Consider the following 23,683-nt stretch of genomic DNA (forward strand, 5'->3'; position numbering starts at 1 on the left):
AACGCAGGTTCAGAACTCGTCGGGATCGTCGTCGGCATCGGCGCCGTTGGCGTCCGAGCCGCCGCGGATCAGCATCAGCGTTCCGGCCAACTCGTCGGGCTTGACGAGCACCTCACGCGCTTTGGAACCCTCTGACGGGCCGACGATTCCGCGGGTCTCCATGAGATCCATGAGCCGGCCGGCCTTGGCGAAACCGACACGCAACTTGCGCTGCAGCATCGAGGTGGACCCGAACTGCGAGGACACCACGAGCTCGACGGCCTGCAGGAAGACGTCCATGTCATCGCCGATGTCGGGGTCGACGTCCTTGCGCTCGCCGGCCTTGACCGCGGTCACGCCGTCGACGAACTCGGGTTCGGCCTGCGACTTGGTGGCCTCGACGACGGCGTGGATCTCCTCGTCGGTGATGAACGCGCCCTGCATACGCAACGGCTTGTTTGCGCCCATCGGCAGGAACAGGCCGTCGCCCATGCCGATCAGCTTCTCGGCACCGGGCTGGTCCAGGATGACGCGGCTGTCGGTGAGCGACGACGTCGCGAACGCGAGCCGCGACGGCACGTTGGTCTTGATCAGACCGGTCACGACGTCCACCGACGGTCGCTGGGTGGCCAGCACCAGGTGGATACCGGCCGCACGCGCCTTCTGGGTGATCCGCACGATGGCGTCCTCGACGTCACGCGGTGCGGTCATCATCAGGTCGGCGAGCTCGTCGACGATGGCCAGGATGTAGGGATACGGCTTGTAAACCCGCTCGCTGCCCAGCGGCGTCGAAATCTCCCCGGAGCGCACCTTTTCGTTGAACACGTCGATGTGACGGACCCGGGACGCCTTCATGTCCTGGTACCGCTGCTCCATCTCCTCGACCAGCCAGGCCAGCGCGGCCGCGGCCTTCTTGGGCTCGGTGATGATCGGCGTGATCAGATGCGGAATGCCTTCGTACGGCGTGAGTTCCACCATCTTCGGGTCGATCAGGATCATCCTGACCTCTTCCGGGGTGGCCCGCGCCAGCAGTGACACCAGCATCGAGTTGACGAAGCTGGACTTACCGGAGCCGGTGGAACCGGCGACCAGCAGGTGAGGCATCTTGGCCAGGTTGGCCGAGACGAAGTCACCCTCGATGTCCTTGCCGAGGCCGATCACCAGCGGGTGGTGGTCGCGGCGCGTCGAGGGCGCGGTGAGCACATCGGACAGCCGCACCATCTCGCGGTCGGTGTTGGGCACCTCGATGCCGACGGCCGACTTGCCGGGAATGGGCGCCAGCATGCGGACGCTCTCGGTCGCTACCGCGTAGGCGATATTGCGGTGCAGCGCAGTGATTTTCTCGACCTTGACACCCGGTCCGAGCTCGACCTCGTAGCGGGTGACGGTCGGGCCACGGGTGCAGCCGGTGACGGCGGCGTCGACCTTGAACTGCTCCAGCACCGAAGTGATGGAGTCGGTCATCTGATCGTTGGCGGCGGTGCGCAGTTTCGGCGGGTCACCGGCGATCAGCAGATCCAGGGAGGGCAGGGTGTAGGGCCCCTCGACCACCCGGTCCATCACCAGGGTGTCGTCGGTCTTGGGCTTGCTCTCGGCCTTCTTGCGGCGCGGCTTGACCGCAGGTTCGGGGACGGTGGGTGCGTCCTCGGACAGCGGGTAGTTGTCCATCGGAGTACCCGTCGGAGCCTTGGGCGCCTCGATGGCCGCGGTGGGCCAGGCCTGAGCGTCGCCGCGCGAGGCGTCGTCGTCGTAGTAGCCGTCGGACAGGTCGTCGTAGCCGTCTTCGTCGTCGTACTCGTCGGCGTAGTCCCCGTCGTACTCGTCGTCGTAGTCGTCGTCGCGGAACGCCCGGGTGCTGAACATGGTCCGCAGGGTCGAGGGCACCTCGCGGATCGTCGTACCCGTCACCAGCAGCAGGCCGAACAGCACACCCATGAACAGCAGCGGCGCGGCGATCCACTCGGTCAGGCCGTCCGACAGCGGCCCACCGATGGCGAAGCCGACGAATCCGGCGGCGTGCTGACGCGCGATCGGGTCTTGCGGCGAGCCCGACCACAGGTGCCACAGGCCGAGCATCGGCAGCGCGATCATGGCCGACCCCAGGATCAGCCGGGGGCGGGATTCCGGATCGGGTTCGGTGCGCATCAGGATGACGGCGACCGCTCCCAGGACGACGGGCACCAGGACCACCGGGCCTCCGATGAGGGTGCGCACCGCGGTGTCGATCCACTGCCCCACCGGGCCGGCAGCATGGAACCACGAGCTGGCTGCCACGACCACGGCGATGCCGAGCAGGGCGAGCGCCAGGCCGTCCCGGCGGTGCCCTGGTTCGATGTCCCGGGCGCGGCCCACCGAGCGGGCGGTCGATCCGGCGCCCTTGGCCAGCATCAGCCAGCCGGCACGGGCCCCCTGGCCCAGTTTCTGGCCGGCGGCGGAGACGGGTGAGTGCGCAGGCTTGCGTGCGGGCTTGCGCCGGGGCGCAGCCGGGCGTCCCTGGCGACCGGAACGGGCCGGCGCCTGACGCCGCGAACCGCCCCGCGAGCTGGCATTCGACCTGCTCGAACGCGCTCCGGACCGGCCGGCGGTCTTGTTAGCCATGCCCGCAAGCCTAGTCGCATATGCCCCACAATCACCATCTGCCACACGGGTCACAAAGCGGTATCAAATGACACTTAGCCATACTCATCGAATTCGCCCCCGCATCGCCTAGGGTGGACACTCGTCCAGTTTCGGCACTCATCGAGGAGTCCTGCACCTATGCCTGTTGTCGTCGTCGCCACCATGAAGGCCAAGCCCGAGTCCGTCGACGCCGTGCGCGAGGCCTGCACCAACGCCGTCGCGGCCGTCCACGACGAGCCGGGCTGCCAGCTGTATTCGCTACATGAGGCCGATGGCACCTTCGTGTTCGTCGAGCAGTGGGCCGACGCCGACGCACTCAAGGCGCACAGCACCGCCCCGGCGATCGGAACCCTGTTCGGCTCGATCGGCGAACTCCTCGACGGCGCGCCCGATATCAAAATGTTGCAACCCGTGGTTGCGGGTGACCCTGCCAAGGGACAGCTGCGCGGCTGATGAGCGCTTGCGCGAAGAGGAGACAGCACCGATGAGCGCTTGCGCGAAGAGGAGCCAACGCTGATGAGCGCCGCCGCTCCCCTGGCCGGGAAGGTCGCGTTCATCACCGGCGCCGCACGCGGCCAGGGGCGGGCCGAGGCCCTGCGGCTCGCCGCCGACGGGGCCGACATCATCGCGATCGATCTGTGCGACCAGATCGATTCGGTGCCCTATCCGCTGGCCACCCGCGATGATCTGGCCGCAACGGTCAAACTGGTCGAGGAGACCGGTGCGCGCATCGTCGCGCAGCAGGCCGACGTCCGCGACGAGCAGGCCCTGCAGGCGGCGCTGCGCACCGGCGTCGAGCAGCTCGGGCGGCTCGACATCGTCGTCGCCAATGCCGGGATCGCCCCCATGCAGTCGGGTTCCGACGGCTGGCGTGACGTGATCGACGTCAACCTCACCGGCGTGCACAACACCGTCGAGGCGGCGATCCCGATCATGGTCGAGCAGGGTGAGGGCGGATCGATCGTGTTGATCAGCTCGGCGGCCGGATTGATCGGTGTGGGCGGCGGCGACCGCGGCTCGCTGGGCTATACCGCAGCCAAGCACGGCGTAGTCGGATTGATGCGGGCCTACGCCAACTTCCTTGCGCCTCACAGCATTCGAGTCAACACGATCCACCCCACCGGGGTGGACACCCCGATGATCAACAATGAGTTCACCCGGGGGTGGCTCAAACACATCGCGGAGGAACTGAACGCTCCGACTGATTTCAGCAATGCCCTTCCGGTGCAGGTGATTCAGTCCGAAGATGTCGCGAACGCGGTGGCCTGGCTGGTGTCCGATCAGGCGCGCTACATCACCGGCGTGACACTTCCGGTGGATGCTGGCATCGTCAACAAACGATGAGCAATCCTGTCGCCGCAACCGCGATCGGCCCGATGGTGCTGGCCGCCGTCGAACAATACGAGCCGGTAGCGCGGCGGTTGGTCGACGACGACCTGGCGAGCGCGTTTCTGCCGGCCGGGCTGCGCGCGTTCACCCGGGCCACCCGATGGTCTGTTGCCCGCAGGCTTCTGATCCAGGCAACCGAACGTTCAGGTCCGGGACTGTGGGCGAATCTGACCTGCCGCAAGCGCTACATCGGCGACAAGCTCACGCAGGCGCTCCCGACTGTCGACGCCGTGGTGATCCTCGGCGCCGGGCTGGATACCAAGGGTTACCGGCTCGCCCGACACAGCGCGGTCCCGGTGTTCGAGGTGGACCTGCCGGTGAACATCGAGCGCAAGCGCTCAGTGGTGCGCGGCGCACTGGGAGCGGTGCCGGACTCGGTGCACCTGGTGCCGGTGGATTTCGAACACGACGACCTGGCCGCTGAACTCGCCAGACATGGACACCGCCGTGAGCACCGCACCTTCTTCATCTGGGAGGGCGTGACGCAGTACCTGAGCACCGAAGGTGTCGCGTCGACGTTCGAGTTCCTCAGCTCCGCGGCGCCCGGGAGCCGGCTCGCATTCACCTATGTCCGCGGCGATTTCATCGACGGCACCAACAGGTACGGGGCGGAATCCTTGTATCGGCGGTTCCGGGTCCGTAGCCAGTTGTGGCAGTTCGGCCTGGACCCCGACCGGGTGGAGGCGTTCGTCGAGCCCTACGGCTGGCAGTTGGTCGAGCAGGCAGGGCCCGATTACCTCACCGAGCACTACATTTCGCCGGCCGGCCGGAAACTGACCGCCTCACAGGTGGAATGGACCGCCTACGCCGAAAAGCGTTAGCAGGCAACCAGCGCGTCGAGCTCGGCGGCGTCGACGCCGGCCAGTCTCCGGTGCATGGCCTTGGCGATACGACCGGCCTGGAGCTTGGCCCGCTCCGCGTACGGACCGACGAACAACTCGTCGACGGTGTCGGTCCACAAGGTCAGCCACCGCACGAAATGCCGTGCCGACAATGGATGACGGGCGTGCAGTTCGCGATGCACGATCAGGGCACTGCCCTGGTACAGCCCGGCACGGAACAGCACCGTCTCCCAGAAGTCGCACATGACAGGGAGATGAGAGCGCAGACCCTTCGCCCGCAGCTCGGCGAACGGTTCGGCGAGCACGGGATCCGACAGTGCCTTGCCGTAGAAGCGCCACAGCAGCAGCTCGACATCGTCGTGGCCTGACAGATCTTCAGCCATCGGACAGAGATCCCTTTCCGGGCCGGTCGCACAGCGCCCTAGTTTTTACAAGTTCTACTTGTATAAACTCTAGCCATGATCAACGCGATCGGGAAGCGCCGAATCGACGTGCTGAGCACGTTGAAGGCCTCGGCGACACCGATGACCGCCGCGCAGATCGCCGCCCGCCTCGAAGTTCACACCAACACCGTGCGATTTCACCTGGAACACCTCGAGGAGAACGGACAGGTCGAACGTGTCCAACCTCACCACCGCGCCCCGGGCCGGCCGGCGCAGCTGTACCGAGCGGTGCGCCGGATGGACCCGACCGGGCCGACCCACTACCGGATATTGGCCGAAATCCTCGTGAACGGACTGGCCGCCCGGGACGATGCGGCGGCCAGGGCTCGGGAAATGGGCCGCTCCTGGGGACGCACGATGCCACGGCGGGCAGCGGACCTCGCCGGCTCGGCCGTCGATGCCCTGGTGGCGATGCTCGACGACATCGGCTTCGCGCCGGACCCGCCCGAGGATGACCAACTCCGATTGCGCCACTGCCCCTTTCTCGATCTGGCCCAGACCCGGTCGGCGGTGGTGTGCCCGATCCATCTCGGGTTGATGCAGGGGGCGTTGGAGACCTGGCAGGCACCCGTTGCCGTGGAACGGCTCGACGCCTTCGTCGAACCGGATCTGTGTGTGGCTCACCTGAGCCCGAAAGGAGATTGATGATGACTGCCGGTCCGGCTGTCGCGGTCGCGGTCACCTTCTGCTGGCTGGGCATGGTGCTGGCAATCTCGTTCATCGAGGCACCGCTGAAGTTCCGGGCGCCCGGCGTGACCCTGCAGATCGGTCTGGGCATCGGGCGCAGGGTTCTCCGCGCACTGAACTCGGTCGAATCCGGCTTTGCGGCGATCATTCTCGTGATCCTGGTGGTGCAACGTCCGTCGGCGGCCGTCGTCGCGGCCTTCACGGCAGCCATCGCAGCCCTGGCCGTGCAACTGATCGCAGTGCGGCCCAAGCTGACTCAGCGTTCCGACGCCGTGCTGGCCGTCGCCCCGGGCCAAGAGGCCGCAGGCCGCTCACCGGCGCACTACTACTATGTCGGCTTCGAGCTCATCAAGGTCGTCGCGCTGCTCACCGGCGGGATCCTGCTACTGGCCGGCTGACTCCAGGCTCGGCGTCTTGACCTGAACCACAAGGCCGTTCGAATACGGCCGGTTCGGGTCACCTGGCTTCGTCTCGGGAAGGATCAGACGCCATCCCTCGTGCGGGTCCTTGTCGTGAGCCACCAGAAAGCCACCCCGGGCATGCGGCCCGGCGAGCTCATCAGCGCTGCGAATCCTACTGCCGGCGAACAGGTCTGGCGCCTGCGCACGGGCCGCCGGGTCCGAAGCCACCCGCCCGAGCCACGAGACGATGACATCGTGCACGTAAGCCGCCTGCGCGTCAGGTAGCCGCGCGTCGATCAGGATCGCGGCCTTGGCATCCGGTAATCCGGCCGGGTACACGTCGCACAGAACACCGCCCCTCATCACCCGGTCATAGAACCGACGCGCCAGGAGCGGGAGTGCGAACTTGGTAGCGCCGAATTGGAATGCGAGGAACACCGCCACGAATACCGTGTACAGAACCATGTTCTGGTGATCGCGGTTGGCGAAGGCATAGGCGACCATGCTCAGGAAGAACACCGCCGCGACTGCCATCACTATCAACGTCGCGCGGAGAAAGTACGGGTACTCCACTGCACGTTTGATCTCGTCCGCAGAACCGAACGGAGGGATCGGACGGCGACGCTCGAACGGCACGTGTGGCGTGGGGCGGTTCACCGATCCAATCTAACCGGACCGGCGGAGCTGTCAGCGCACCAATTCGGCTAGATCTCGATGACGGTGGGGACGATCATCGGCTGACGCCGGTAGGTCTCCCCCACCCACTTGCCCACAGTGCGCCGCACCGCCTGAGCGATCCGGGTTGGATCCGTGATGTTGTCGGCGGCAAGGCTTTCCAGCTCCCGTTCGACGCTGCGGGCCACGGGCTCGAGCGCCTTCGGGTCCTCGGAGAACCCGCGGGAATGCAGATGCGCGGGGCCGGCGGGCTTTCCGGTCTCGCGGTGGATGACCACCGTCACCGCCACGAAACCCGATGACAGGATGAGGCGTTCGCCGAGCGTGGCGTCACCGACGTCACCGGTGATCAACCCATCGACGAACATCTTGCCGACGGTCACCGCACCGGCGATCGAAGCCTTGCCGGCCACCAGATCCACGCTCACGCCGTTCTCGGCCAGCACGATGTTCTCCTGTGGAACGCCGGTGCTGGCGGCCAGCGCCGCGTTGGCACGCATGTGCCGCCAGGTGCCGTGCACCGGCATCACGTTGCGGGGACGCACCCCGTTGTAGAGGAACAGCAGCTCCCCCGCATAGGCGTGGCCGGAAACATGTACGCGCGCTTGGGCATTGGTGACCACGCGGGCGCCGATCTTGGCCAGCGCGTCGATGACCCCGTAGACCGCTTCCTCGTTGCCCGGGATCAGCGACGAGGAAAGGATGATCAGATCGCCCGCGGTCAGCGTGATGCTGCGATGCTCGCCGCGCGACATCCGCGACAGCGCCGCCATCGGCTCCCCCTGGGTGCCGGTGGTGATCAGCACGACCTTCTCGGCGGGCATCATCTCGGCCGCTCCGATGTCGAGGATGTCCGAGTCGTCCACCCGCAGGTAGCCCAGTTCGCGGGCGATACCCATGTTGCGCACCATCGAACGTCCGACGAACGAGACCCGACGCCCCAGCGCCACCGCGGCGTCGACGATCTGTTGCACACGGTCGACATTCGAGGCGAAGCAGGCCACGATCACGCGGCCCTCGGCCCCGCGGATCAACCGGTGCAGCGTCGGGCCGACCTCGCTCTCCGACGGGCTGACGCCCGGGTGCTCGGAATTGGTCGAGTCACACAGGAACAGGTCGACGCCGGCATCACCGAGCCGCGACATGCCCGGCAGGTCGGTCGGTCGGCCGTCGAGCGGCTGCTGGTCGAGCTTGATGTCCCCGGTGTGCAGTACGGTGCCGGCACCGGTATGGATCGCGACGGCCAGACATCCCGGGATCGAGTGGTTGACCGCGAAGTACTCACATTCGAAGACACCGTGCTGGCTGCTCTGCCGCTCGGCGACCTCGACGCACACCGGCTTGATGCGGTGCTCGCGGCATTTCTCCCGGATCAGCGCGATGGTGAATTTCGAGCCGACCACCGGAATGTCGGGGCGCAGCTTGAGCAGGAACGGGATCGCGCCGATGTGGTCCTCATGGGCGTGGGTGACGACGAGCGCCTCGACATCCTCGAGCCGGTCCTCGACGTGCCGCAGATCCGGCAGGATCAGATCGACCCCGGGTTCGTCGTGCCCGGGGAAGAGCACCCCGCAGTCCACGATGAGCAGTCTGCCCAGGTGCTCGAAGACCGTCATGTTGCGGCCGATTTCGCTGATTCCGCCCAGCGCGGTAACTCGCAGACCGCCGGGGGCCAGTGGCTTGGGGGGTGCGAGTTCGGCGGTCACTATCGCAACACCGCCGCCGCACGCATGTCGGCGGCCAGCGCCTCGATCTCCGCCGGGGAGGCCGGGATCTGCGGCAGCCGTGGCAGGCCGGCGTCGAATCCCTGCAACCGCAGGCCTTCCTTGGACATGGTCACCCCGCCGAGGTGGGCCTGGGCGCGGGCCAGCGGGGCCAGCGACACGTTGATCTTGCGGGCGGTGGCGATGTCGCCGGAGTTGAACGCGGTCAACATGTCGCGCAGCTGCCCGGCGGCCAGATGGCCCCAGACGCTGACGAATCCGACCGCACCCATGGCCAACCAGGGCAGGTTCAGCGTGTCGTCGCCGGAGTAGTACGCCAGCCCGGTCTCGGCGAGGATCTGGCCACCGCCGTGCAGGTCGCCCTTGGCGTCCTTGACGCCCACGATGTTGGGATGCGATGCCAGCGCGCGGATGGTCTCCCAGGCGATCGGGATCGAGGATCGCGGCGGGATGTCGTAGAGCAGGTTCGGCAGCGCGGTGGCATCGGCGACGGCGGTGAAGTGCGCCAGCAGACCCGCCTGCGGGGGCCGCGAGTAGTACGGCGTCACCACGAGCAGGCCGTGCGCGCCCTCGGCGGCGCTGGCCTTGGCCAGGTGCACGCTGTGGGCGGTGTCGTAACTGCCCGCGCCGGCGATGATGCGGGCCCGGTCCCCCACCGCCTCGAGCACCGTACGCAGCAGCGCGAGCTTCTCGGCATCGGTGGTGGTCGGCGATTCGCCGGTGGTGCCCGAGAGCACCAGGCCGTCGCAGCCGGCGTCGATCAGGTGATTTGCCAGCCGAGCGGCAGCATCGAGGTCAAGCGAGCCGTCGGGCTTGAACGGCGTCACCATTGCGGTCAACACCGTGCCCAACTGCGCTGTTACATCGATTCCGCTCGTACTCACGCGCCAAGATTACCCTGGGTCGATCGGACCTCCGTCGCCGTGTTGACCGGCGACTCGGTCAAGCCTCCGTCGCCAAAGGCGACGTTGCCACCTCACTACCATCCGCCAGCGTCGAAATCTCGAAATCGGAGAACACCGCCGGAGCCGCTTCGACGAGCTCACGCAGGCAGGCGATCGCCAGCCTGCGGATCTCCACGTCGGCGTGTTCACTGGCCCGCATCGCGATGAAATGGCGCCAGGCACGGTAGTTGCCGGTGACCACGATGCGGGTCTCGGTGGCGTTGGGCAGCACCGCCCGGGCGGCCTGTCTGGCCTGTTTGCGACGCAGAACAGCGTTGGGCTGGTCGGCGAACTTCGCTTCGAGCCGGGCCAGCAGTTCGGTGTAGGTGGTCCGGCTGGCGTCGGCCGCCGCGGTGAAGATCTCCACCAGCTCCGGGTCGTCCTCGAATCCGGGCGGGACCACCACCTCGGCGTCGTTCTCGGGCACGTAGCGCTGCGACAGCTGCGAGTAGGAGAAGTGCCGGTGCCGAATCAGCTCGTGGGTGGCCGAGCGGGAGATGCCGGTGATGTAGAAGGACACCGAGGCGTGTTCGAGCACCGAGAAATGTCCGACGTCGATGATGTGTCGGATGTAGCTCGCGTTGGTCGCCGTCCTCGGATTGGGCTTCGACCAACTCTGGTAGCAGGCCCGGCCGGCGAACTCGGTGAGCGCGGGCCCGCCGTCGGCATCGGTGCTCCACGGCACGTCAGGCGGCGCCTGGAATTCCGTCTTGGCGATCAGCTGCACGCGCAGCGGCGCGATCTCGGCCACTCGCTCACCCTACTGTCGAGCCCGTTGGGTCGGCTCAGCAGCGCGCCGACTTCTACCCCATGGCTGTTGAACCGCCGATTTGCGACCACGCGGTAGAAATCGACCGCGGTTCACCGAGCCAGAACGGTCACGCTCCTACAATCGCCTGATGTCCGGCGGTTCGCAGTGCTGATCGGCGTGGCCGCCGCGGTACTCGCGTGCGTCGGATACGGCACTGCCTCGGTGTTGCAGTCGTATGCCGCGGGACGTTCGGTTGTCACAGGACCCGACACCGCAGACAGCGGCCCCACCCTGCGGTCGACGATCGGCGCGATGCTCGCACCGATCTTCATCGCGGGTATGGCGCTCGACCTTCTCGGCTTCGTGGGCAGCCTGGTCTCGGCTCGTTTGATTCCATTGTTCCTGTCGCAGACGATCATCAGCGCCAATCTCGTGGTGACCGCGGTGCTGAGCATGTTCGTTCTCCACGTACGGCTGCACCGGCGCGACTGGACCGCGATCGCCATAGTTCTTGTGGCGCTGTGCATTCTGGGGGCCACCGCCGGACGTCTGGGCGATCGCGATCCGGGCACGGTGATGCACTGGGGCGTGCTGGTGGTGTCGGCGATCATCCTGGGCCTGGGCGCCGCACTGGTCCGACTGCTCGGGAAGAACGCCGCCGTGCCTGCCGGCCTGATCGCCGGCGTGCTCTACGGGGCGATGGCGGTGGCGATTCGGCTCGTCGACGGTCTCGATCCCCTGAATCTTCGTGTGCTGGTCGCTGACCCGGCGACGTGGGCCGTGGTGCTCGCCGGCCTCGGCGGCTTCTACCTGTTCACCGTCGCCCTGCAGGTCGGGTCGGTGAACGGGGTAGCGGCGGCTTTGGTGGTCGGCGAGACCGTGGTGCCCGGCATCGTCGGCGTGGCGCTGCTGGGCGATGTCTCGAGGCCGGGGTACGGGCCGCTGGTGGTCATCGCCTTCATCGCGGCTGTCGGCGGCGCCGTCGCGCTCGCCGTTTCCAGTGCCGCCGAGTACGAGCGGGCACAGACTTCCTGATCCGGACTTGTCGCAGCGACCATGTTGTCCCCCGATCGGCGGATCGGGGGTTGGTCCAGACCGCGGCCCGATCGGCGGACAGACCACCGGCCCGATTTGAACGAAGCTGAGGGTGCACTCGATATCCCTGTAGCGCACCGAATCTCCGCAGTACCGAACCAACGTTGATCATGAGAGGAGCCACCGTGCATTACGAGATTCTGGATCTGGTCCGAGAACGCGCCAACGAGAAAGACTGGGACCTGATCTTCGACAGCGGCCCGAATGCCGAGTACCGCACCATGGTGTGGGAACACCCTCTGCTGAGCGCATCCGGTGTGGCCACCGAACTGGAGATCGGGTTCAGCCCGGACGGTCGCATCGTCTTCTCCGAGCGGCGGCTCGGCGGCGTCGCCCACAAGCGCGTCAAGCCGGCGAATGCCTTCGTCTCGACCGATCTGTGCCTGGCGGCACTTCAGATGATCTGATCCGGATCCGGCCGGACCCAAACCGAACGATCCGCCTCCGCGCCGAGAAGTTTGCTGGCATCCTTTTTCAACTATGGGCGACTTTGGGTTGGTCGGAACCTGGCTCCTGCTCGCCGTGGTCATCGTGGGTGCGGTGGGCCTGGCTGTCGGCAGCGTGCTGCTGGCCAGCCGGGTCATCGCGCGTGACACACGACCCGAGCACAATTCGGTGTTGTCACCGTTTCTCACCGTCGTCGGTCTGGTCTACGGCGCTCTCCTCGGATTCACTGTGGTCGTCGGATGGCAGCAGTACCTGTCTGCTCAGACGAACGTGTCCAACGAAGCCTCGACGTTGGTAACCATGTACCGCCAGACGGTGGCCATGCCGCAACCGGAACAGACCCAGGTCCGCGAACAGCTGCGCAGGTATGCGGCCGCGGTACAGGGCCCCGAATGGGGCAAGGCAGAGTTCGGCACCATCAGCAACAACGGCCGGCACGCACTCACCGAGATGTATCGCATCGTCGGCACCGCCAAATCGGACGCGACCGCCGGCCCGATCAACAGCCAGTTCCTCAGCCAACTGGCCACCCTGACGTCGGACCGCAGTGCGCGCATCCTCAACTCAAGCCCACGGATACCGGTGCTGTTGTGGTGCGCCCTGATCTTCGGCAGCCTGGTGCTGATCACCCTGGCGAGCTTCATGCGGCTCGAGAGCAGCCGGGCTCACATGATCCTGGTCAGCACCGTCACTGTGCTGCTGGCTCTGCTGCTGTTCCTCGTGTTCATGCTGGACCATCCGTACGGTCCGGTCGGGGTTACCCCCCAACGGTTTTCACACGCCGTCGTGGTGTTCGACCTGATCGACAAGGGAACCTGACGGTTCCGCGTCGGTTTCTACCGCAGGGCTGCCGTTCGACGACGACCACGACCCAGGAGTCGAAAACCGTGAGCCATCCGCACCGAATTCACCTATTGACTCAATTACGTGACACACCGTAATTTAACGATGTGTCCTCGATCACAGGCCCTGGCCGGCCACGTGACCCCCAAACTCAGCGCGACATCATGCGCGCCACCCGTGACCTGCTGGCACGTGACGGCTACGACCAGCTGTCCATCGAGGCCATCGCCCGCGAGGCCGGTGTCAGCAGGCCGACCGTCTACCGGCGGTGGCCGTCGAAGGCGCACCTGGTCTTCGACGCCGCGTTCGAGCAGCCGCCGGGCGGCGAACTCCTCTCGGTGACAGGAGATTTCGAGACCGACGTGCGCGCCTTCGCCGGCGCGGTGCTCACGTTCTGGCTCGATCCCGTGGTCGAGGCCGCCGCGCTCGGGATCCTCACCGAACGCCGCCGCGACCCCGAGCTGCACATCCGTACCCAGCAACTGCTCGATGAGCGCACCAAGGACGCCTTCCGCTCGCTGGTCTCCTCCGGCATCGAGCAGAACCGGGTCCGCCCCGATGTCGACGTCGACATGGTCTACCAGGCCGTGATCGGCACCGCGTTCTACACCGCCCACATGGAACCTGACGTCGATGTCGACGCCACCGCAGATCGACTGTGCTCCTTGCTGATCGAAGGAGCCGGACGTACCCACCCCCGAAGGAAGGACCAAGTATGACCGACAAGACCGAGCTGTCCGCAGCGTTCAACGGGCTGCTCGACGAGGTGCGCGCCATCGAGCGGAAACTGCTCGATGCCGACCCCGCGCTCAGCGAGCCCGATCTGCTCGACGGGTACCGGCTGGCGTTCAGCGTGCTGCGCGTCGCCGTCGACGCGTACGTATGGGGTGACCGCGACAAGCCGATCCTGGTCGACGTCATCAGTCCCTACCTCAAATGGGGCGGTGACAACTCCGATGCGTTCTACCAGCTCGCACCGCTGGACCCGGCCCGCACGTACCGGGTCACGGGCAACCGCGGCGATGCGGTGTACCTGTCGATGACGGTCTACGGCGGGCCCGGTGAAGGCCGCTACAGCGACCGCATCGTCGGCACGATCAACAACCGCGACCTCGAATTCGACGAGGACGGAAACTTCGAGTTCGTCATGAGCCCCGACCCGCAGCCGGGTGTCTGGCTCAAGCTCGATCCGGACACCGAATTCGCCCTGACCCGTGATTATCTGAATGATCCGGACACCGGGCGCCGGCCGGAATGGCGGATCGAGACGCTGAACCCGCCGGCCCGCCGCTCCGACAGCGCAGCCGAGCTGGCCCGCCGCTTCCAGTACGCCAAAAACTGGTTGCACGAACAGGTTTCGTTCCTGCCCACCAAGGTCGAGCCCGCCAATCAGCTGCACCCGCCATTCCCGGTCCCGCAGAACGCCTACGGCTGGTCGGCGGCCGACGCGGCCTACGCGATGGGCGCCTACGACCTGGCGCCGGATCAGGCCCTGATCATCGAGGGCACCTCACCAGACTGCGTGTTCTGGAACCTGTGCCTGTGGAATCCGTTCCTGCACACCTACGACTACACCCACGAGCGGGTGACGATCAACGTCGCCCACGTCACCTACGAGCCGGACGGCTCCTGGCGCATCGTCATCAGCGACAAAGACCCGGGCCACCCGAACTGGGTGTCCACGGCCGGACGGTCCAAGGGCCTCATCTGGCTGCGCTGGTTCCTGCCCGAGGAGACCCCGGCGCACCCGCAGTGCCGGGTGGTCGATGTGGCCGAGGTATCGGCTCTGTGACCACCAGCATGCAACGCCCGGCGCCGATCCGGTTCGACGACCTGGCGAATCCGGTGTATCCCCCGGCGGCCCAACCGATCCGCGACGGACTGGCCGCCTACGGCGCGAACCTGGACCTCAACCCCGAGTCGCTGCTGACGGCGGCGACCGAGCGGACCGGGCTGGACGATTTCGGCGACCCCGCGTTCCGGGAACGTCTCGACGTGCTCTGTACCTCGCTGCGTGACGAAGCGGGTCTGTGCGATACCGGTGTGGCGATCGCGTTCGAGCAACTGGTCGGCAACCTGGTCAACCGGCTGCGCCTGGAGGCGCTGATCGCCGATCATCCCGAGATCGAGGACGTCGACATCGAACGGCCGGTCATCATCTGCGGCCTCCCCCGAACCGGCACCACGCATCTGCACAACCTGCTCGCCGCGGACCCTGCCCTGCGCCATCTGCCCTACTGGGAGAGCCTGGAACCGGTGCCGGGACCCGGCGAGGACACCCCACAGCCGCGCCGGGATCGATGCGGTGCGGGCCTGGAACTGGTGAACGCCTCGCTGCCGGAGTTCCGGCGGATGCATGACATGACCGTCGAGCACGCCCACGAGGAGATCCAGCTCCTGGCCAACGACATCTCGGGCATGCTGTTCGAAACCACCTACTACGTGCCGAGTTTCGCCGCTCACTACAAGACACACGACCAGGCGGCGTCCTATCGGTACGTCAAGCGCAGCCTGCAGGCGATGCAATGGCTGCGCGGCGGCACCCGCTGGGTACTCAAATCACCCCAGCATCTGGAGCAGTTCCCCACGCTGGCCGCCACCTTCCCCGATGCGACTTTCGTTGTCACCCACCGTGATCCGGTCGAGGTGACACTGTCGATGATGACGATGATCTGCTACGCGACCCGGATGGCGGTGACCCGTCCCGATGTGGCGCAGCTGACCGGGCATTGGCTGGGCCGTATCGACGATCTGCTCGCCGGCTGCATCCGAGATCGCGACACCCTGCCCGCAGGGCAATCCATCGATGTCCGGTTCGACGACTTCATGGCCGACGAGCGGGGCACCCTGGCCGACATCTACCGTCTCGCCGACCAACCGTTCGGCGACGACGTGCGGGCAGCGATGACCGACTTCCTCACCGAGCATCCGCGCGGGCGCTACGGCGGTGTCATCTACGACGCGGCGGACCTTCACCTCGATCCGGCCGCCCTGGCCGAGCGTTTCCGCGACTACCGCGAGCGGTTCCTCAGCTAGCCGCCCTGGCCGCCGACCCGCCGCATCGCGGCGGTGATGTGTTCGAAGTCGATCGCCAGGTGTGCGCGTGCCAGCGCTTCGGCGTCGTCGCCGCGACGCCCGGCGATCGCTTCGATCAGCTGTTCGTGCTCCCGCAGGGCCCGTAACTCCATCTCGCGCATGGTCGCCGATTCACCCCACAGGTGCGCCGGTGCGGCGATGCTGACGGAGGCTTCCAACTCGAGCAGCATCTGTTTGAGCACGGCATTGCCGGCCGCGTCCATGATTGCCAGGTGCAACGCGCTGTCCGCCTGCTGGGCGGCCAGACCACTCTCGGCGCAGCGGTAGGCCTCGAGCCGCTCCCGCAGCACCACGAGATCACGGTCCGTTCGGGCCTCCGCGGCCGCACGGCATACGGCACCGTGGATTCGGCAGATGGCATCGCAGCGGTCCCGTAGTTCGTCGAGCCGCGTGGTCAGGGTGCGCCCGACAGCGGCCGTCGACGACTCAGGCCACTGCTGCAGCACGTAGGTGCCGCCGCCGCGGCCGCTGCGCCGGGTTTCGACCAATCCGAACTCGACCAGCCGGGCCAGGGCCGCGCGGACCGTCATCCGGCCGACCTTCAGGGACGCCGCGAGTTCACGCTCGGCAGGCAGCCGGGAGCCGGGGAGGTATTCGCCGATCGCCACCGCGGTGACGAGACGGTCGGTGATTTCATCCACCCGCGACGAGGGTTCGAGTTCGCGCTCGAGCAACCCGGGCGTGGCGCCCGCGGGTTCGGTAGTCGGCGGCTCGGGATTCCCCATGGGCACACAATATCGACGTCCCAAATTAAATCCTCATTAATGGTCTTGTCACAAGACCATTAATGGTTCATGCTGACCGCCATGCCTCGTTGCACCCGCACAGTGCCATTCCGCGGTCATGAGACGTGGGTTCAGATCACCACCCCGGAATCCGCACACCCCGGCGCTCTTCCGCTGTTCGTCCTGCACGGCGGCCCCGGCATGGCGCACAACTACGTCGCCAACATCGCCGCCCTGGCCGACGAGACCGGCCGCACCGTCATCCATTACGACCAGCTGGGCTGCGGCAACAGCACACACCTGCCCGACGCCCCTGCCGACTTCTGGACACCGCAGCTCTTCGTCGACGAGTTCCACACCGTCCGCGAGGATCTCGGAATCGACCGGTACCACGTGCTCGGGCAATCGTGGGGCGGCATGCTCGGCGCCGAGATCGCCGTCCGGGCCCCGGAGGGACTGGCGTCGCTGTCGATCTGCAACTCCCCCGCCTCGATGCAACTGTGGGTCGAGGGCGCCGCCGAGCTTCGCGCTCAACTGCCGCCGGAGGCCCGGGCCGCGCTGGACCGCCACGAGGCCGACGGCACGGTCACCGATCCCGCATACCTGGCCGCCACGGAGGAGTTCTACCGTCGTCACGTCTGCCGGGTCGAGCCGATGCCCAAGGACTTCGCCGACACCGTCGCCCAGATGGAGGCCGAACCGACGGTGTACCACACGATGAACGGCCCCAACGAGTTTCACGTCATCGGCACTCTGCGCGGCTGGAGCATCATCGACCGGCTGCCATCGGTCACCGCCCCGACGCTCGTCATCGCCGGCGAGTTCGACGAGGCCACCCCGGCGACCTGGCAACCCTATGTCGATCTCATTCCCGACGCCCGCAGTCACGTGTTCGCCGACACCAGCCACTGCACTCACCTGGAAAAACCCGAGGAGTTCCGCTCGGTGATCGCCGAGTTCCTGAATCAGCACGATCTGGCCGCTGCCGCCCGGGTCTGACCCTCCCCTTCGACTCGACAGGAACACCATGGCAACAGAAGCGGCCGCCGCCCACCTCACCACCGGTGAAGGGCAACGCGATCTCGAATCATTCGGCTACAAGCAGGAACTCAGCCGTTCGGTCTCCACGGCCGACCTCATCGTCTACGGCCTGGTGTTCATGGTGCCCATCGCGCCGTGGACCATCTTCGGGACGGTCTACAACAGCGCGTCGGGCATGGTGCCGCTGGTCTACCTGATCGGCCTGATCGCGATGGTGTTCACCGCACTGGCGTACTCCCAGATGGCCAAGTCGTTCCCGTTGGCGGGGTCGGTGTACGCCTACGTGGGCCGCGGTATCCACCCCGGCCTCGGCTTCTTCGCCGGCTGGGCCATCCTGCTCGATTACCTGTTGATCCCCACCCTGCTCTACGTCTTCGCCGCCGAATCGATGGTCGGACTGTTCCCGGGTACTCCGCGATGGGTGTGGGCCGTCGTCTTCGTGGTGGTGAACACGATCATCAACCTGCTCGGCGTGGGTTCGCTCAAGATCGTGAACCGCGTATTCCTCGCGGTGGAACTGGTTTTCGTCGTGCTGTTCGTGATCATCGCGGTGCGCGCCATCAACGGGCAGTCACTCCCCGACGTCGGGTGGAGCGCATTGCCGATCTGGAACTCCGAGTTGGTCACCGCACCCTTGATCGCGGCGGCACTGTCGATCGCGGTGCTGAGCTTCCTCGGCTTCGACGGCATCTCCACGCTGGCCGAGGAATCCACCGGGAAGAAGAACCCGGCCGGCCGCGCGATGATCGTCGCCCTGTTCGTGGTGGCGTTCCTGTTCATCACCCAGACCTGGCTGGCCAGCCTGCTGGCCGGCGGCCGCGAATCGTTTGGTGACGACGAGGTCGGCAACGCGTTCTTCCTGCTGGTGCAGGCCGCGTCGAGCACCGGCTGGATGAACGCATTCTTCGTGGTCAACGTGCTCGCCGTCGGTTTCGCCAATGCGATGGCGGCCCAGGCCGCCACCAGCCGGTTGCTGTTCTCGATGAGCCGCGACCGCCAACTGCCCGCGTTCCTGTCCACGATCAGCTCACGCAAGGTGCCGATCGCAGCCATCCTGGTGGTCAGCGCCCTGAGCCTGGTGCTGGTGCTGTTCTTCGTCGGCCAGATCGGCTTGATCTCGTCGCTGGTGAATTTCGGCGCGCTGTTCGGCTTCTGCCTGCTGCACGCCTCGGTCATCTGGTACTACGCGGTGCGCCAGAAATCGAGGAACTACCTGCTGCACCTCGTGGTGCCGACCATCGGCTTCCTGATCATCGGCTACGTGTTGATCAACGCCGATGCGCTGGCCAAGATCGGCGGCATCGTCTGGCTGGTGATCGGCGGGATCATTTTCGCCTCCAACATGATCCGGGGACGCGGGGTCCCTGAACTAGCTGAGGAACCGGCGACGTAACGGCTCGGCGAGGTCGCCACGACCCCCCACCTCGACCTCGCCCACCCCCAGCCACGACGCCATCGTCCTCAGCTCGACGGCCAGGGCCTCCGCCACCCGCGCGGGGTCCTGGCCGTTCTCTATGAACGCCCCGGGAACCTGCAACGCGGTGTCGGTGCGTTTGAGATCGACCCGGGCCACCAGCCGACCGTCGAGCAGAAACGGCCATACGTAGTAACCGAATTGGCGTTTGGCCGCCGGGACGTAGATCTCGATCCGGTAGTGAAAGCCGAACAACCGCTCCACCCGGGGCCGGAAGAAGATCAGCGGGTCGAACGGGCACAGCAGCGCCGTTCCACGGTCACGTCGTGGCACAGTCTGGCCCGCACGGAGGTACGCCGGGACACCCTCGATGTCGACGGGCTCCAGCTCCCCGTCGGCCACCAGCTTGGCGATCGCCGGCTTGACCTGTTTGGCCCCCATCCGGAAGTAGTCGCGGATGTCGGCCTCGGTGCCCACCCCGAGCGCGGTGGCGGCCCGCAGCGTCAGCTCGCGGACCGCGTCCTCGTCATCGAGCTCCCTGGCGAGCACCTCGGGCGGCAAAACCCGTTCGGTGAGGTCGTAGTGCCGGGCGAACCCGACGCGTGTCGCCGTCGTCAGGACCCCTGACGACCACAGCGCTTCGGCCACCCACTTGGTCTCGCTGCGGTCCCACCACGGCCCCTTGCGGCCGCGCGGCTCGGACTCCAGGTGGGCCTCGATCTGACCGGCGGTGGACGGGCCGAGCTCGGCGACCGCGGCCACGATGTCCTCGGCCAGCTTGGGGTTCTTCCGGACGATCTCGGTGCCCCACCGACCGTGGGTGTACTCACGCATCCGCCACCGCAGCAGCGGCCAGTCCTCCACCGCCATCAGCGCCGCCTCGTGTGCCCAGTACTCCACCAACAACCGGGGTGTGCGCGCGCTGTGGGTCCACGCGGCCCGGTCCAGGGTGTCCCGGTCATAGGGCCCCAGCCGACTGAACACGGGTGCGTAGTGCGCGCGCACCGCCACCGACACCGAATCCAGCTGCAACACCTGAATCCTGGAGACCAACTTGCGCAGATGGGCACGGGTGACGGGGCCGCGCGGCTTCGCGTCGTGGAAGCCCTGCGCGGCGACAGCGATCCGGCGCGCCTGGGTTGTCGTCAGGGTGGCCACTTGGCCATCGTGCACTAGGGGCACGACAAGTAGCGGAGCGGATTGGAGCGAGGGGCACGACAAGTAGCGGAGCGGATTGGCGCGATACTGGTCCGCGTGGCGTTCGACTGGGAAGCGTTCGAGACGGATTTGAGCCTGGCCGCCGCGAAGGCGGTCCGCGAGATGGTCGAGGCGGCCGCGTCGGAGACACCGTATGCGGTGGCCTTCAGCGAGTTCTATGCCGAGACCACCGGGGTGATCTACCTACCCAACCTGGCCCTGGCCACCGAAGAATCGGTCGACGACCCGGACTGCCGGTTCAGTCCGCCCGACTGGGAGTACCAGGACTACGAGTGGGGCGAGACGGATTCGCAGTGGGGTGAGCGGCTCAGCGCCGCGGTGACAGATCTGCCCCGCACGCAATGGGAGCAGGAATGGGACCGGTTCGCCCAGGCGATGCTGAACATCGCCGCGCGGACACGGACCACGCTCGTCGCCGCAGGAACCTTGCCGGACGACGCCGTGGTCTACCTCGATGACGAGGACGCGGATCTTCTCGTTCGTTCGCTGACCGCCGAGGAACTGCGCCGGCACTTTCCCGACTACCTCGCCGCTGCGGAGGCCGAACGGAATCTGCTGGCCATGCCGATCGAGCAACGGGTGGCCTCGCTCGTGGCCGCGGCAGGTTTCCTTCCCGGCCCGCCGGGCGCACTAGGCCGGGAACGTGCGACCGAACTGCTGCTCGACGCCGGTGCGGCCGCCGTGCCGGCAGGGATCACGGCCCTCGGCCATCCCGAAACCGCTTGGGCGGGAGCGAAATTACTCGCAGACCTCAACATTGCCACGCCCGAGGTGCTGGAGGCGCTGTGGGCGGCGTTGCCGCTGCGGGGCAACGCGCACGACTGGGTGGCCACCGCCCTGGGCCGGCTCGGTGCCGGACTGGAGGTGTTGGCCCGCCGCGACCTGCCGGCCGGCAGCAGGGCTGCCGCCGTCGCCGCCCCGTACCGTTCGTTCCGCGATCACGGCCGCGGCCACCCGCCGCTCGACTACACGCTGCTGGCCGCCGGGCTTGCCGACCCGGCAGTCGCGACGATCGTGGCAGACGATCTGAAGCCGGGACGGGGGTACTGCACGCTCGACGCCGCCGATCTCCCCGGCGTCCGGCCCGGGCTCGAGCACCCCGAGCCCGTGATCCGTCGTCACGCGGTCATCGTGCTGAGCGATCTGATCGGACCGATGGGATCCGGCGACCTCGACCGTGACGTAGTCAGCGCGCTGGAGGACCGGATCGACCAACTCGCGGCCGAAGATCCCGACAGCGAGGTGCGCAGGCTGGCGGGCTACCGCGCTCGCAGGTAGCTGCAGTACCGGTAACGCAGACCCGAGCTGCTGGTCAGCCACTCGCCGGTGGTCTTGGTCCACGAGGCGTCCAGCTCAGGCGCCATCGCGTCGCCCTCGGCGGGTGGCAGGTCGATGTCGATCTCGGTGATCTCGCACCGGACCGTGAACGGCATCGCCTGTGCGTAGATCTGGGCCCCGCCGATCACCCAGCCGCGGAAGACGTCGTCGAGTCCGGTCAGTACCTCGGCACCGTCGGCCACGTATCCGGGATCGCGAGTGATGACGACGTTGCGCCGCCCCGGCAGCGGGCGGACCTTGGCCGGCAGCGATTCCCAGGTCAGCCGGCCCATCACCACCGTCTGCCCGAGAGTGAGCTGCTTGAACCGGACCTGATCCTCCGGCAGGTGCCAGGGAATGCCGTTGTCGCGGCCGATGACGCCGGAGGTCGACTGCGCCCAGATCATCGCCAGCTGTCGAAGATCGTCGGTCATACAGCGACAGGTGCCTTGATCGCCGGGTGCGGGTCGTAATTCAGAATCGCAATATCCTCATAGGTGTAGTCGAACAGTGAATCCCGTTGCGCCAGAACAAGTTCCGGGTATGGCCGAGGTTCACGGCCGAGCTGCAGGGCCACCTGGTCGACATGGTTGTCGTAGATGTGGCAATCGCCGCCGGTCCAGACGAATTCACCGACGCCCAACCCGGCCTGTGCGGCCATCATGTGCGTCAGCAGGGCGTAGCTGGCGATGTTGAACGGCACCCCCAGGAAGAGATCCGCACTCCGCTGATACAGCTGGCAGGACAGCTTCTGGTCGGCGACGTAGAACTGAAAGAACGCGTGGCACGGCGGCAGGGCCATCTGCGGGATCTCCCCCACATTCCACGCCGAGACGATGTTGCGCCGTGAGTCGGGGTCCCGCTTGAGCAGATCGAGGGCATTCGAGATCTGATCGATGTGGTCACCGGACGGCGTCGGCCACGACCGCCACTGCACGCCGTAGACCGGTCCGAGATCGCCTGTCTCACTGGCCCATTCATCCCAGATCGTGACGCCGTGGTCTTGCAGCCACCGCACGTTCGAATCGCCGCGCAAGAACCACAGCAACTCGTAGATCACCGATTTGGTGTGCACCTTCTTGGTGGTGATCAACGGAAAGCCGGCCGCCAGGTCGTAACGCATCTGATGCCCGAACAGACTGCGGGTGCCGGTGCCGGTGCGATCGGATTTCGCCACCCCCTGCTCGGTCACCTTTCGTAGCAGGTCTTCGTAGGGGGTTTGGATCGGCACGCTCTCAGCTTACGTGCCGACCCGGGGAGTAGAACGGAAGCCATGCCGACCACCACAGACACGATCACCACCCCCGATGGCACCTGCCCCGTCACCGTCGCGACGCCGGAAGCCGACGGCCCCTGGCCGGGGGTCGTGCTGTTTCCCGACGCCGGCGGCCTACGGCCCACCATGGAAGAGATGGCGGCCAAGCTGGCCGGATTCGGTTACGTCGTGCTGGTCCCGGACGTCTACTACCGCACCCCGGGCTGGGGACCCTTCGACCTCAACACGGTGTTCACCGACCAGGAGCAACGCAAGCAGCTGTTCGAGCTGATGAGCACACTCACCCCGGAGATCTACGCCGCCGACGCGGAGGCGTTCTTCGACTACCTCGCCGCCCGGCCCGACGTCTCCGGCGAGAAGTTCGGCACCACCGGCTACTGCATGGGCGGGCGGGCATCGCTGATCGTCGCCACCCGGGTGCCGGAGCGGGTTGCGGCCGCGCTGTCCTTCCACGGCGGCAGGCTGGCCGTGGCGGACGATCCCGACAGCCCGCATCTGCTGGCCGACAAGATCCGGGCGACGGTCTACGTGGCCGCGGCCGAGAACGACGCCTCGTTCACCGAGGACGATGCCAAGCGCCTTGAGGACGCGCTGTCCGGAGCCGCCGTCGACCACACCATCGAGTTCTATCCCGCAGCCCACGGCTTCGCGGTGCCTGATCACAAGGCGGTGTACGACGAGGCAGCCGCAAAGCGGCACTGGGAGAACACCGAGCGGGTGTTCGGGGCCGCTTTCGCCCCGGCATAGGCGGTAAGCG

At 66.9% G+C, this 23,683-nt stretch carries 25 protein-coding genes; 15 read left to right on the plus strand and 10 right to left on the minus strand.

Going from position 1 to position 23,683, the window contains the following annotated elements; translation table 11 throughout:
• Positions 1–9 precede the first annotated feature (9 nt).
• On the minus strand, positions 10–2,577 hold the full coding sequence (locus G6N57_RS24280) for a DNA translocase FtsK (RefSeq protein ID WP_174814510.1): 2,568 nt from the start codon (positions 2,575–2,577) through the stop codon (positions 10–12).
• A 159-nt stretch (positions 2,578–2,736) separates the two neighbouring features.
• Here G6N57_RS24280 and G6N57_RS24285 point away from each other — a divergent pair, with 159 nt between their 5' ends.
• The 3 genes from G6N57_RS24285 to G6N57_RS24295 all read left to right on the plus strand — a co-directional run bounded on the left by G6N57_RS24285 (position 2,737) and on the right by G6N57_RS24295 (position 4,808).
• Complete coding sequence (locus G6N57_RS24285; RefSeq protein ID WP_077739061.1) at positions 2,737–3,051, plus strand: putative quinol monooxygenase; 315 nt, start codon at positions 2,737–2,739, stop codon at positions 3,049–3,051.
• A 63-nt stretch (positions 3,052–3,114) separates the two neighbouring features.
• The gene (locus tag G6N57_RS24290) at positions 3,115–3,942 is read left to right on the plus strand and encodes a mycofactocin-coupled SDR family oxidoreductase (RefSeq protein WP_077739060.1); all 828 of its coding nucleotides are present in this window, start codon (positions 3,115–3,117) and stop codon (positions 3,940–3,942) included.
• Entirely contained in the window at positions 3,939–4,808 is an 870-nt protein-coding gene (locus G6N57_RS24295; RefSeq protein ID WP_077739059.1) for an SAM-dependent methyltransferase, read from the plus strand. Before G6N57_RS24290 ends, G6N57_RS24295 begins: the two co-directional genes overlap by 4 nt.
• Here G6N57_RS24295 and G6N57_RS24300 read toward each other — a convergent pair.
• Positions 4,805–5,212, minus strand: coding sequence for a group III truncated hemoglobin (locus tag G6N57_RS24300; protein WP_077739058.1), 408 nt, complete (start codon positions 5,210–5,212; stop codon positions 4,805–4,807). The genes G6N57_RS24295 and G6N57_RS24300 overlap by 4 nt on opposite strands.
• Before the next feature lie 75 nt (positions 5,213–5,287).
• On the opposite strand from G6N57_RS24300, the gene G6N57_RS24305 reads away from it, so the two are divergent.
• Positions 5,288–5,917, plus strand: a complete 630-nt coding sequence (locus tag G6N57_RS24305) for a helix-turn-helix transcriptional regulator (RefSeq protein ID WP_077739057.1) — start codon at positions 5,288–5,290, stop codon at positions 5,915–5,917.
• Between the two features lie 2 nt (positions 5,918–5,919).
• Complete coding sequence (locus G6N57_RS24310) at positions 5,920–6,357, plus strand: hypothetical protein (RefSeq protein ID WP_077739056.1); 438 nt, start codon at positions 5,920–5,922, stop codon at positions 6,355–6,357.
• On the opposite strand, the gene G6N57_RS24315 is transcribed toward G6N57_RS24310, so the two are convergent.
• The 4 genes from G6N57_RS24315 to thyX form a co-directional block, all read right to left on the minus strand.
• Positions 6,343–7,017, minus strand: coding sequence for a hypothetical protein (locus tag G6N57_RS24315; RefSeq protein ID WP_133118398.1), 675 nt, complete (start codon positions 7,015–7,017; stop codon positions 6,343–6,345). The genes G6N57_RS24310 and G6N57_RS24315 overlap by 15 nt on opposite strands.
• Positions 7,018–7,064: 47 nt before the next feature.
• Entirely contained in the window at positions 7,065–8,741 is a 1,677-nt protein-coding gene (locus tag G6N57_RS24320; RefSeq protein ID WP_077739054.1) for a ribonuclease J, read from the minus strand.
• Positions 8,741–9,589 carry a 4-hydroxy-tetrahydrodipicolinate synthase gene (gene dapA, locus G6N57_RS24325; RefSeq protein WP_234815882.1) on the minus strand — a complete coding sequence of 283 codons (849 nt, stop codon included), beginning with the start codon at positions 9,587–9,589 and terminating at the stop codon, positions 8,741–8,743. Before dapA ends, G6N57_RS24320 begins: the two co-directional genes overlap by 1 nt.
• 112 nt (positions 9,590–9,701) lie before the next feature.
• Positions 9,702–10,454 carry an FAD-dependent thymidylate synthase gene (gene thyX, locus G6N57_RS24330; protein WP_077739052.1) on the minus strand — a complete coding sequence of 251 codons (753 nt, stop codon included), beginning with the start codon at positions 10,452–10,454 and terminating at the stop codon, positions 9,702–9,704.
• 165 nt (positions 10,455–10,619) lie between these two features.
• Here thyX and G6N57_RS24335 point away from each other — a divergent pair, with 165 nt between their 5' ends.
• The 6 genes from G6N57_RS24335 (at position 10,620) to G6N57_RS24360 (ending at position 15,875) form a co-directional block, all read left to right on the plus strand.
• The gene (locus tag G6N57_RS24335; protein ID WP_077739051.1) at positions 10,620–11,489 is read left to right on the plus strand and encodes a DMT family transporter; all 870 of its coding nucleotides are present in this window, start codon (positions 10,620–10,622) and stop codon (positions 11,487–11,489) included.
• 185 nt (positions 11,490–11,674) lie between these two features.
• On the plus strand, positions 11,675–11,956 hold the full coding sequence (locus tag G6N57_RS24340) for a hypothetical protein (protein ID WP_077739050.1): 282 nt from the start codon (positions 11,675–11,677) through the stop codon (positions 11,954–11,956).
• Between the two features lie 73 nt (positions 11,957–12,029).
• Positions 12,030–12,815, plus strand: coding sequence for a bestrophin-like domain (locus tag G6N57_RS24345; protein ID WP_077739049.1), 786 nt, complete (start codon positions 12,030–12,032; stop codon positions 12,813–12,815).
• 188 nt (positions 12,816–13,003) lie between these two features.
• Positions 13,004–13,558: a TetR/AcrR family transcriptional regulator gene (locus tag G6N57_RS24350; RefSeq protein ID WP_235680574.1), complete on the plus strand. Its 555-nt coding sequence runs from the start codon at positions 13,004–13,006 to the stop codon at positions 13,556–13,558.
• Entirely contained in the window at positions 13,555–14,631 is a 1,077-nt protein-coding gene (locus G6N57_RS24355) for a DUF1214 domain-containing protein (RefSeq protein WP_077739047.1), read from the plus strand. The genes G6N57_RS24350 and G6N57_RS24355 overlap by 4 nt, the downstream gene beginning before the upstream one ends.
• Before the next feature lie 8 nt (positions 14,632–14,639).
• Positions 14,640–15,875 carry a sulfotransferase family protein gene (locus tag G6N57_RS24360; protein ID WP_407665993.1) on the plus strand — a complete coding sequence of 412 codons (1,236 nt, stop codon included), beginning with the start codon at positions 14,640–14,642 and terminating at the stop codon, positions 15,873–15,875.
• Here G6N57_RS24360 and G6N57_RS24365 read toward each other — a convergent pair.
• A complete protein-coding gene (locus G6N57_RS24365; protein WP_077739045.1) occupies positions 15,872–16,660 on the minus strand; it encodes a FadR/GntR family transcriptional regulator in 789 nt (262 codons plus the stop codon). The genes G6N57_RS24360 and G6N57_RS24365 overlap by 4 nt on opposite strands.
• Before the next feature lie 69 nt (positions 16,661–16,729).
• Between G6N57_RS24365 and G6N57_RS24370 the strand changes: the two genes are divergently transcribed.
• Positions 16,730–17,659 (plus strand): proline iminopeptidase-family hydrolase, encoded by a 930-nt coding sequence (locus tag G6N57_RS24370; protein WP_077739044.1) that lies wholly within the window; start codon positions 16,730–16,732, stop codon positions 17,657–17,659.
• Positions 17,660–17,687: 28 nt separating this feature from the next.
• A complete protein-coding gene (locus G6N57_RS24375) occupies positions 17,688–19,094 on the plus strand; it encodes an APC family permease (RefSeq protein ID WP_077739043.1) in 1,407 nt (468 codons plus the stop codon).
• Here the strand turns inward: G6N57_RS24375 and G6N57_RS24380 are convergent.
• The gene (locus G6N57_RS24380) at positions 19,071–20,273 is read right to left on the minus strand and encodes a winged helix-turn-helix domain-containing protein (RefSeq protein WP_077739042.1); all 1,203 of its coding nucleotides are present in this window, start codon (positions 20,271–20,273) and stop codon (positions 19,071–19,073) included. The two genes, G6N57_RS24375 and G6N57_RS24380, sit on opposite strands and share 24 nt — an antisense overlap.
• Positions 20,274–20,369: 96 nt before the next feature.
• Here G6N57_RS24380 and G6N57_RS24385 point away from each other — a divergent pair, with 96 nt between their 5' ends.
• Complete coding sequence (locus G6N57_RS24385) at positions 20,370–21,611, plus strand: DUF4303 domain-containing protein (RefSeq protein WP_097926481.1); 1,242 nt, start codon at positions 20,370–20,372, stop codon at positions 21,609–21,611.
• On the opposite strand, the gene G6N57_RS24390 is transcribed toward G6N57_RS24385, so the two are convergent.
• Both G6N57_RS24390 and G6N57_RS24395 read right to left on the minus strand, forming a co-directional pair.
• Positions 21,593–22,084 carry a dihydrofolate reductase gene (locus tag G6N57_RS24390; protein WP_077739039.1) on the minus strand — a complete coding sequence of 164 codons (492 nt, stop codon included), beginning with the start codon at positions 22,082–22,084 and terminating at the stop codon, positions 21,593–21,595. The genes G6N57_RS24385 and G6N57_RS24390 overlap by 19 nt on opposite strands.
• Positions 22,081–22,881 (minus strand): thymidylate synthase, encoded by an 801-nt coding sequence (locus G6N57_RS24395; RefSeq protein WP_077739038.1) that lies wholly within the window; start codon positions 22,879–22,881, stop codon positions 22,081–22,083. Before G6N57_RS24395 ends, G6N57_RS24390 begins: the two co-directional genes overlap by 4 nt.
• A 42-nt stretch (positions 22,882–22,923) precedes the next feature.
• On the opposite strand from G6N57_RS24395, the gene G6N57_RS24400 reads away from it, so the two are divergent.
• Positions 22,924–23,673, plus strand: coding sequence for a dienelactone hydrolase family protein (locus G6N57_RS24400; protein ID WP_077739037.1), 750 nt, complete (start codon positions 22,924–22,926; stop codon positions 23,671–23,673).
• The last annotated feature ends 10 nt before the right edge of the window (positions 23,674–23,683 follow it).

Origin of the sequence: Mycolicibacterium boenickei, assembly GCF_010731295.1 — a bacterium.
Classification (GTDB): Bacteria; Actinomycetota; Actinomycetes; order Mycobacteriales; family Mycobacteriaceae; genus Mycobacterium; species Mycobacterium boenickei.

What these genes read in the sequence shown, in the direction of transcription:
- G6N57_RS24280 (WP_174814510.1), bottom strand. Translation starts at nt 2,577, where the DNA reads ATGGCTAACAAGACCGCCGGCCGGTCCGGAGCGCGTTCGAGCAGGTCG.
- G6N57_RS24285 (WP_077739061.1), top strand. Translation starts at nt 2,737, where the DNA reads ATGCCTGTTGTCGTCGTCGCCACCATGAAGGCCAAGCCCGAGTCCGTC.
- G6N57_RS24290 (WP_077739060.1), top strand. Translation starts at nt 3,115, where the DNA reads ATGAGCGCCGCCGCTCCCCTGGCCGGGAAGGTCGCGTTCATCACCGGC.
- G6N57_RS24295 (WP_077739059.1), top strand. Translation starts at nt 3,939, where the DNA reads ATGAGCAATCCTGTCGCCGCAACCGCGATCGGCCCGATGGTGCTGGCC.
- G6N57_RS24300 (WP_077739058.1), bottom strand. Translation starts at nt 5,212, where the DNA reads ATGGCTGAAGATCTGTCAGGCCACGACGATGTCGAGCTGCTGCTGTGG.
- G6N57_RS24305 (WP_077739057.1), top strand. Translation starts at nt 5,288, where the DNA reads ATGATCAACGCGATCGGGAAGCGCCGAATCGACGTGCTGAGCACGTTG.
- G6N57_RS24310 (WP_077739056.1), top strand. Translation starts at nt 5,920, where the DNA reads ATGACTGCCGGTCCGGCTGTCGCGGTCGCGGTCACCTTCTGCTGGCTG.
- dapA (WP_234815882.1), bottom strand. Translation starts at nt 9,589, where the DNA reads ATGGTGACGCCGTTCAAGCCCGACGGCTCGCTTGACCTCGATGCTGCC.
- G6N57_RS24345 (WP_077739049.1), top strand. Translation starts at nt 12,030, where the DNA reads ATGGGCGACTTTGGGTTGGTCGGAACCTGGCTCCTGCTCGCCGTGGTC.
- G6N57_RS24350 (WP_235680574.1), top strand. Translation starts at nt 13,004, where the DNA reads ATGCGCGCCACCCGTGACCTGCTGGCACGTGACGGCTACGACCAGCTG.
- G6N57_RS24355 (WP_077739047.1), top strand. Translation starts at nt 13,555, where the DNA reads ATGACCGACAAGACCGAGCTGTCCGCAGCGTTCAACGGGCTGCTCGAC.
- G6N57_RS24360 (WP_407665993.1), top strand. Translation starts at nt 14,640, where the DNA reads ATGCAACGCCCGGCGCCGATCCGGTTCGACGACCTGGCGAATCCGGTG.
- G6N57_RS24365 (WP_077739045.1), bottom strand. Translation starts at nt 16,660, where the DNA reads ATGGGGAATCCCGAGCCGCCGACTACCGAACCCGCGGGCGCCACGCCC.
- G6N57_RS24370 (WP_077739044.1), top strand. Translation starts at nt 16,730, where the DNA reads ATGCTGACCGCCATGCCTCGTTGCACCCGCACAGTGCCATTCCGCGGT.
- G6N57_RS24375 (WP_077739043.1), top strand. Translation starts at nt 17,688, where the DNA reads ATGGCAACAGAAGCGGCCGCCGCCCACCTCACCACCGGTGAAGGGCAA.
- G6N57_RS24390 (WP_077739039.1), bottom strand. Translation starts at nt 22,084, where the DNA reads ATGACCGACGATCTTCGACAGCTGGCGATGATCTGGGCGCAGTCGACC.
- G6N57_RS24400 (WP_077739037.1), top strand. Translation starts at nt 22,924, where the DNA reads ATGCCGACCACCACAGACACGATCACCACCCCCGATGGCACCTGCCCC.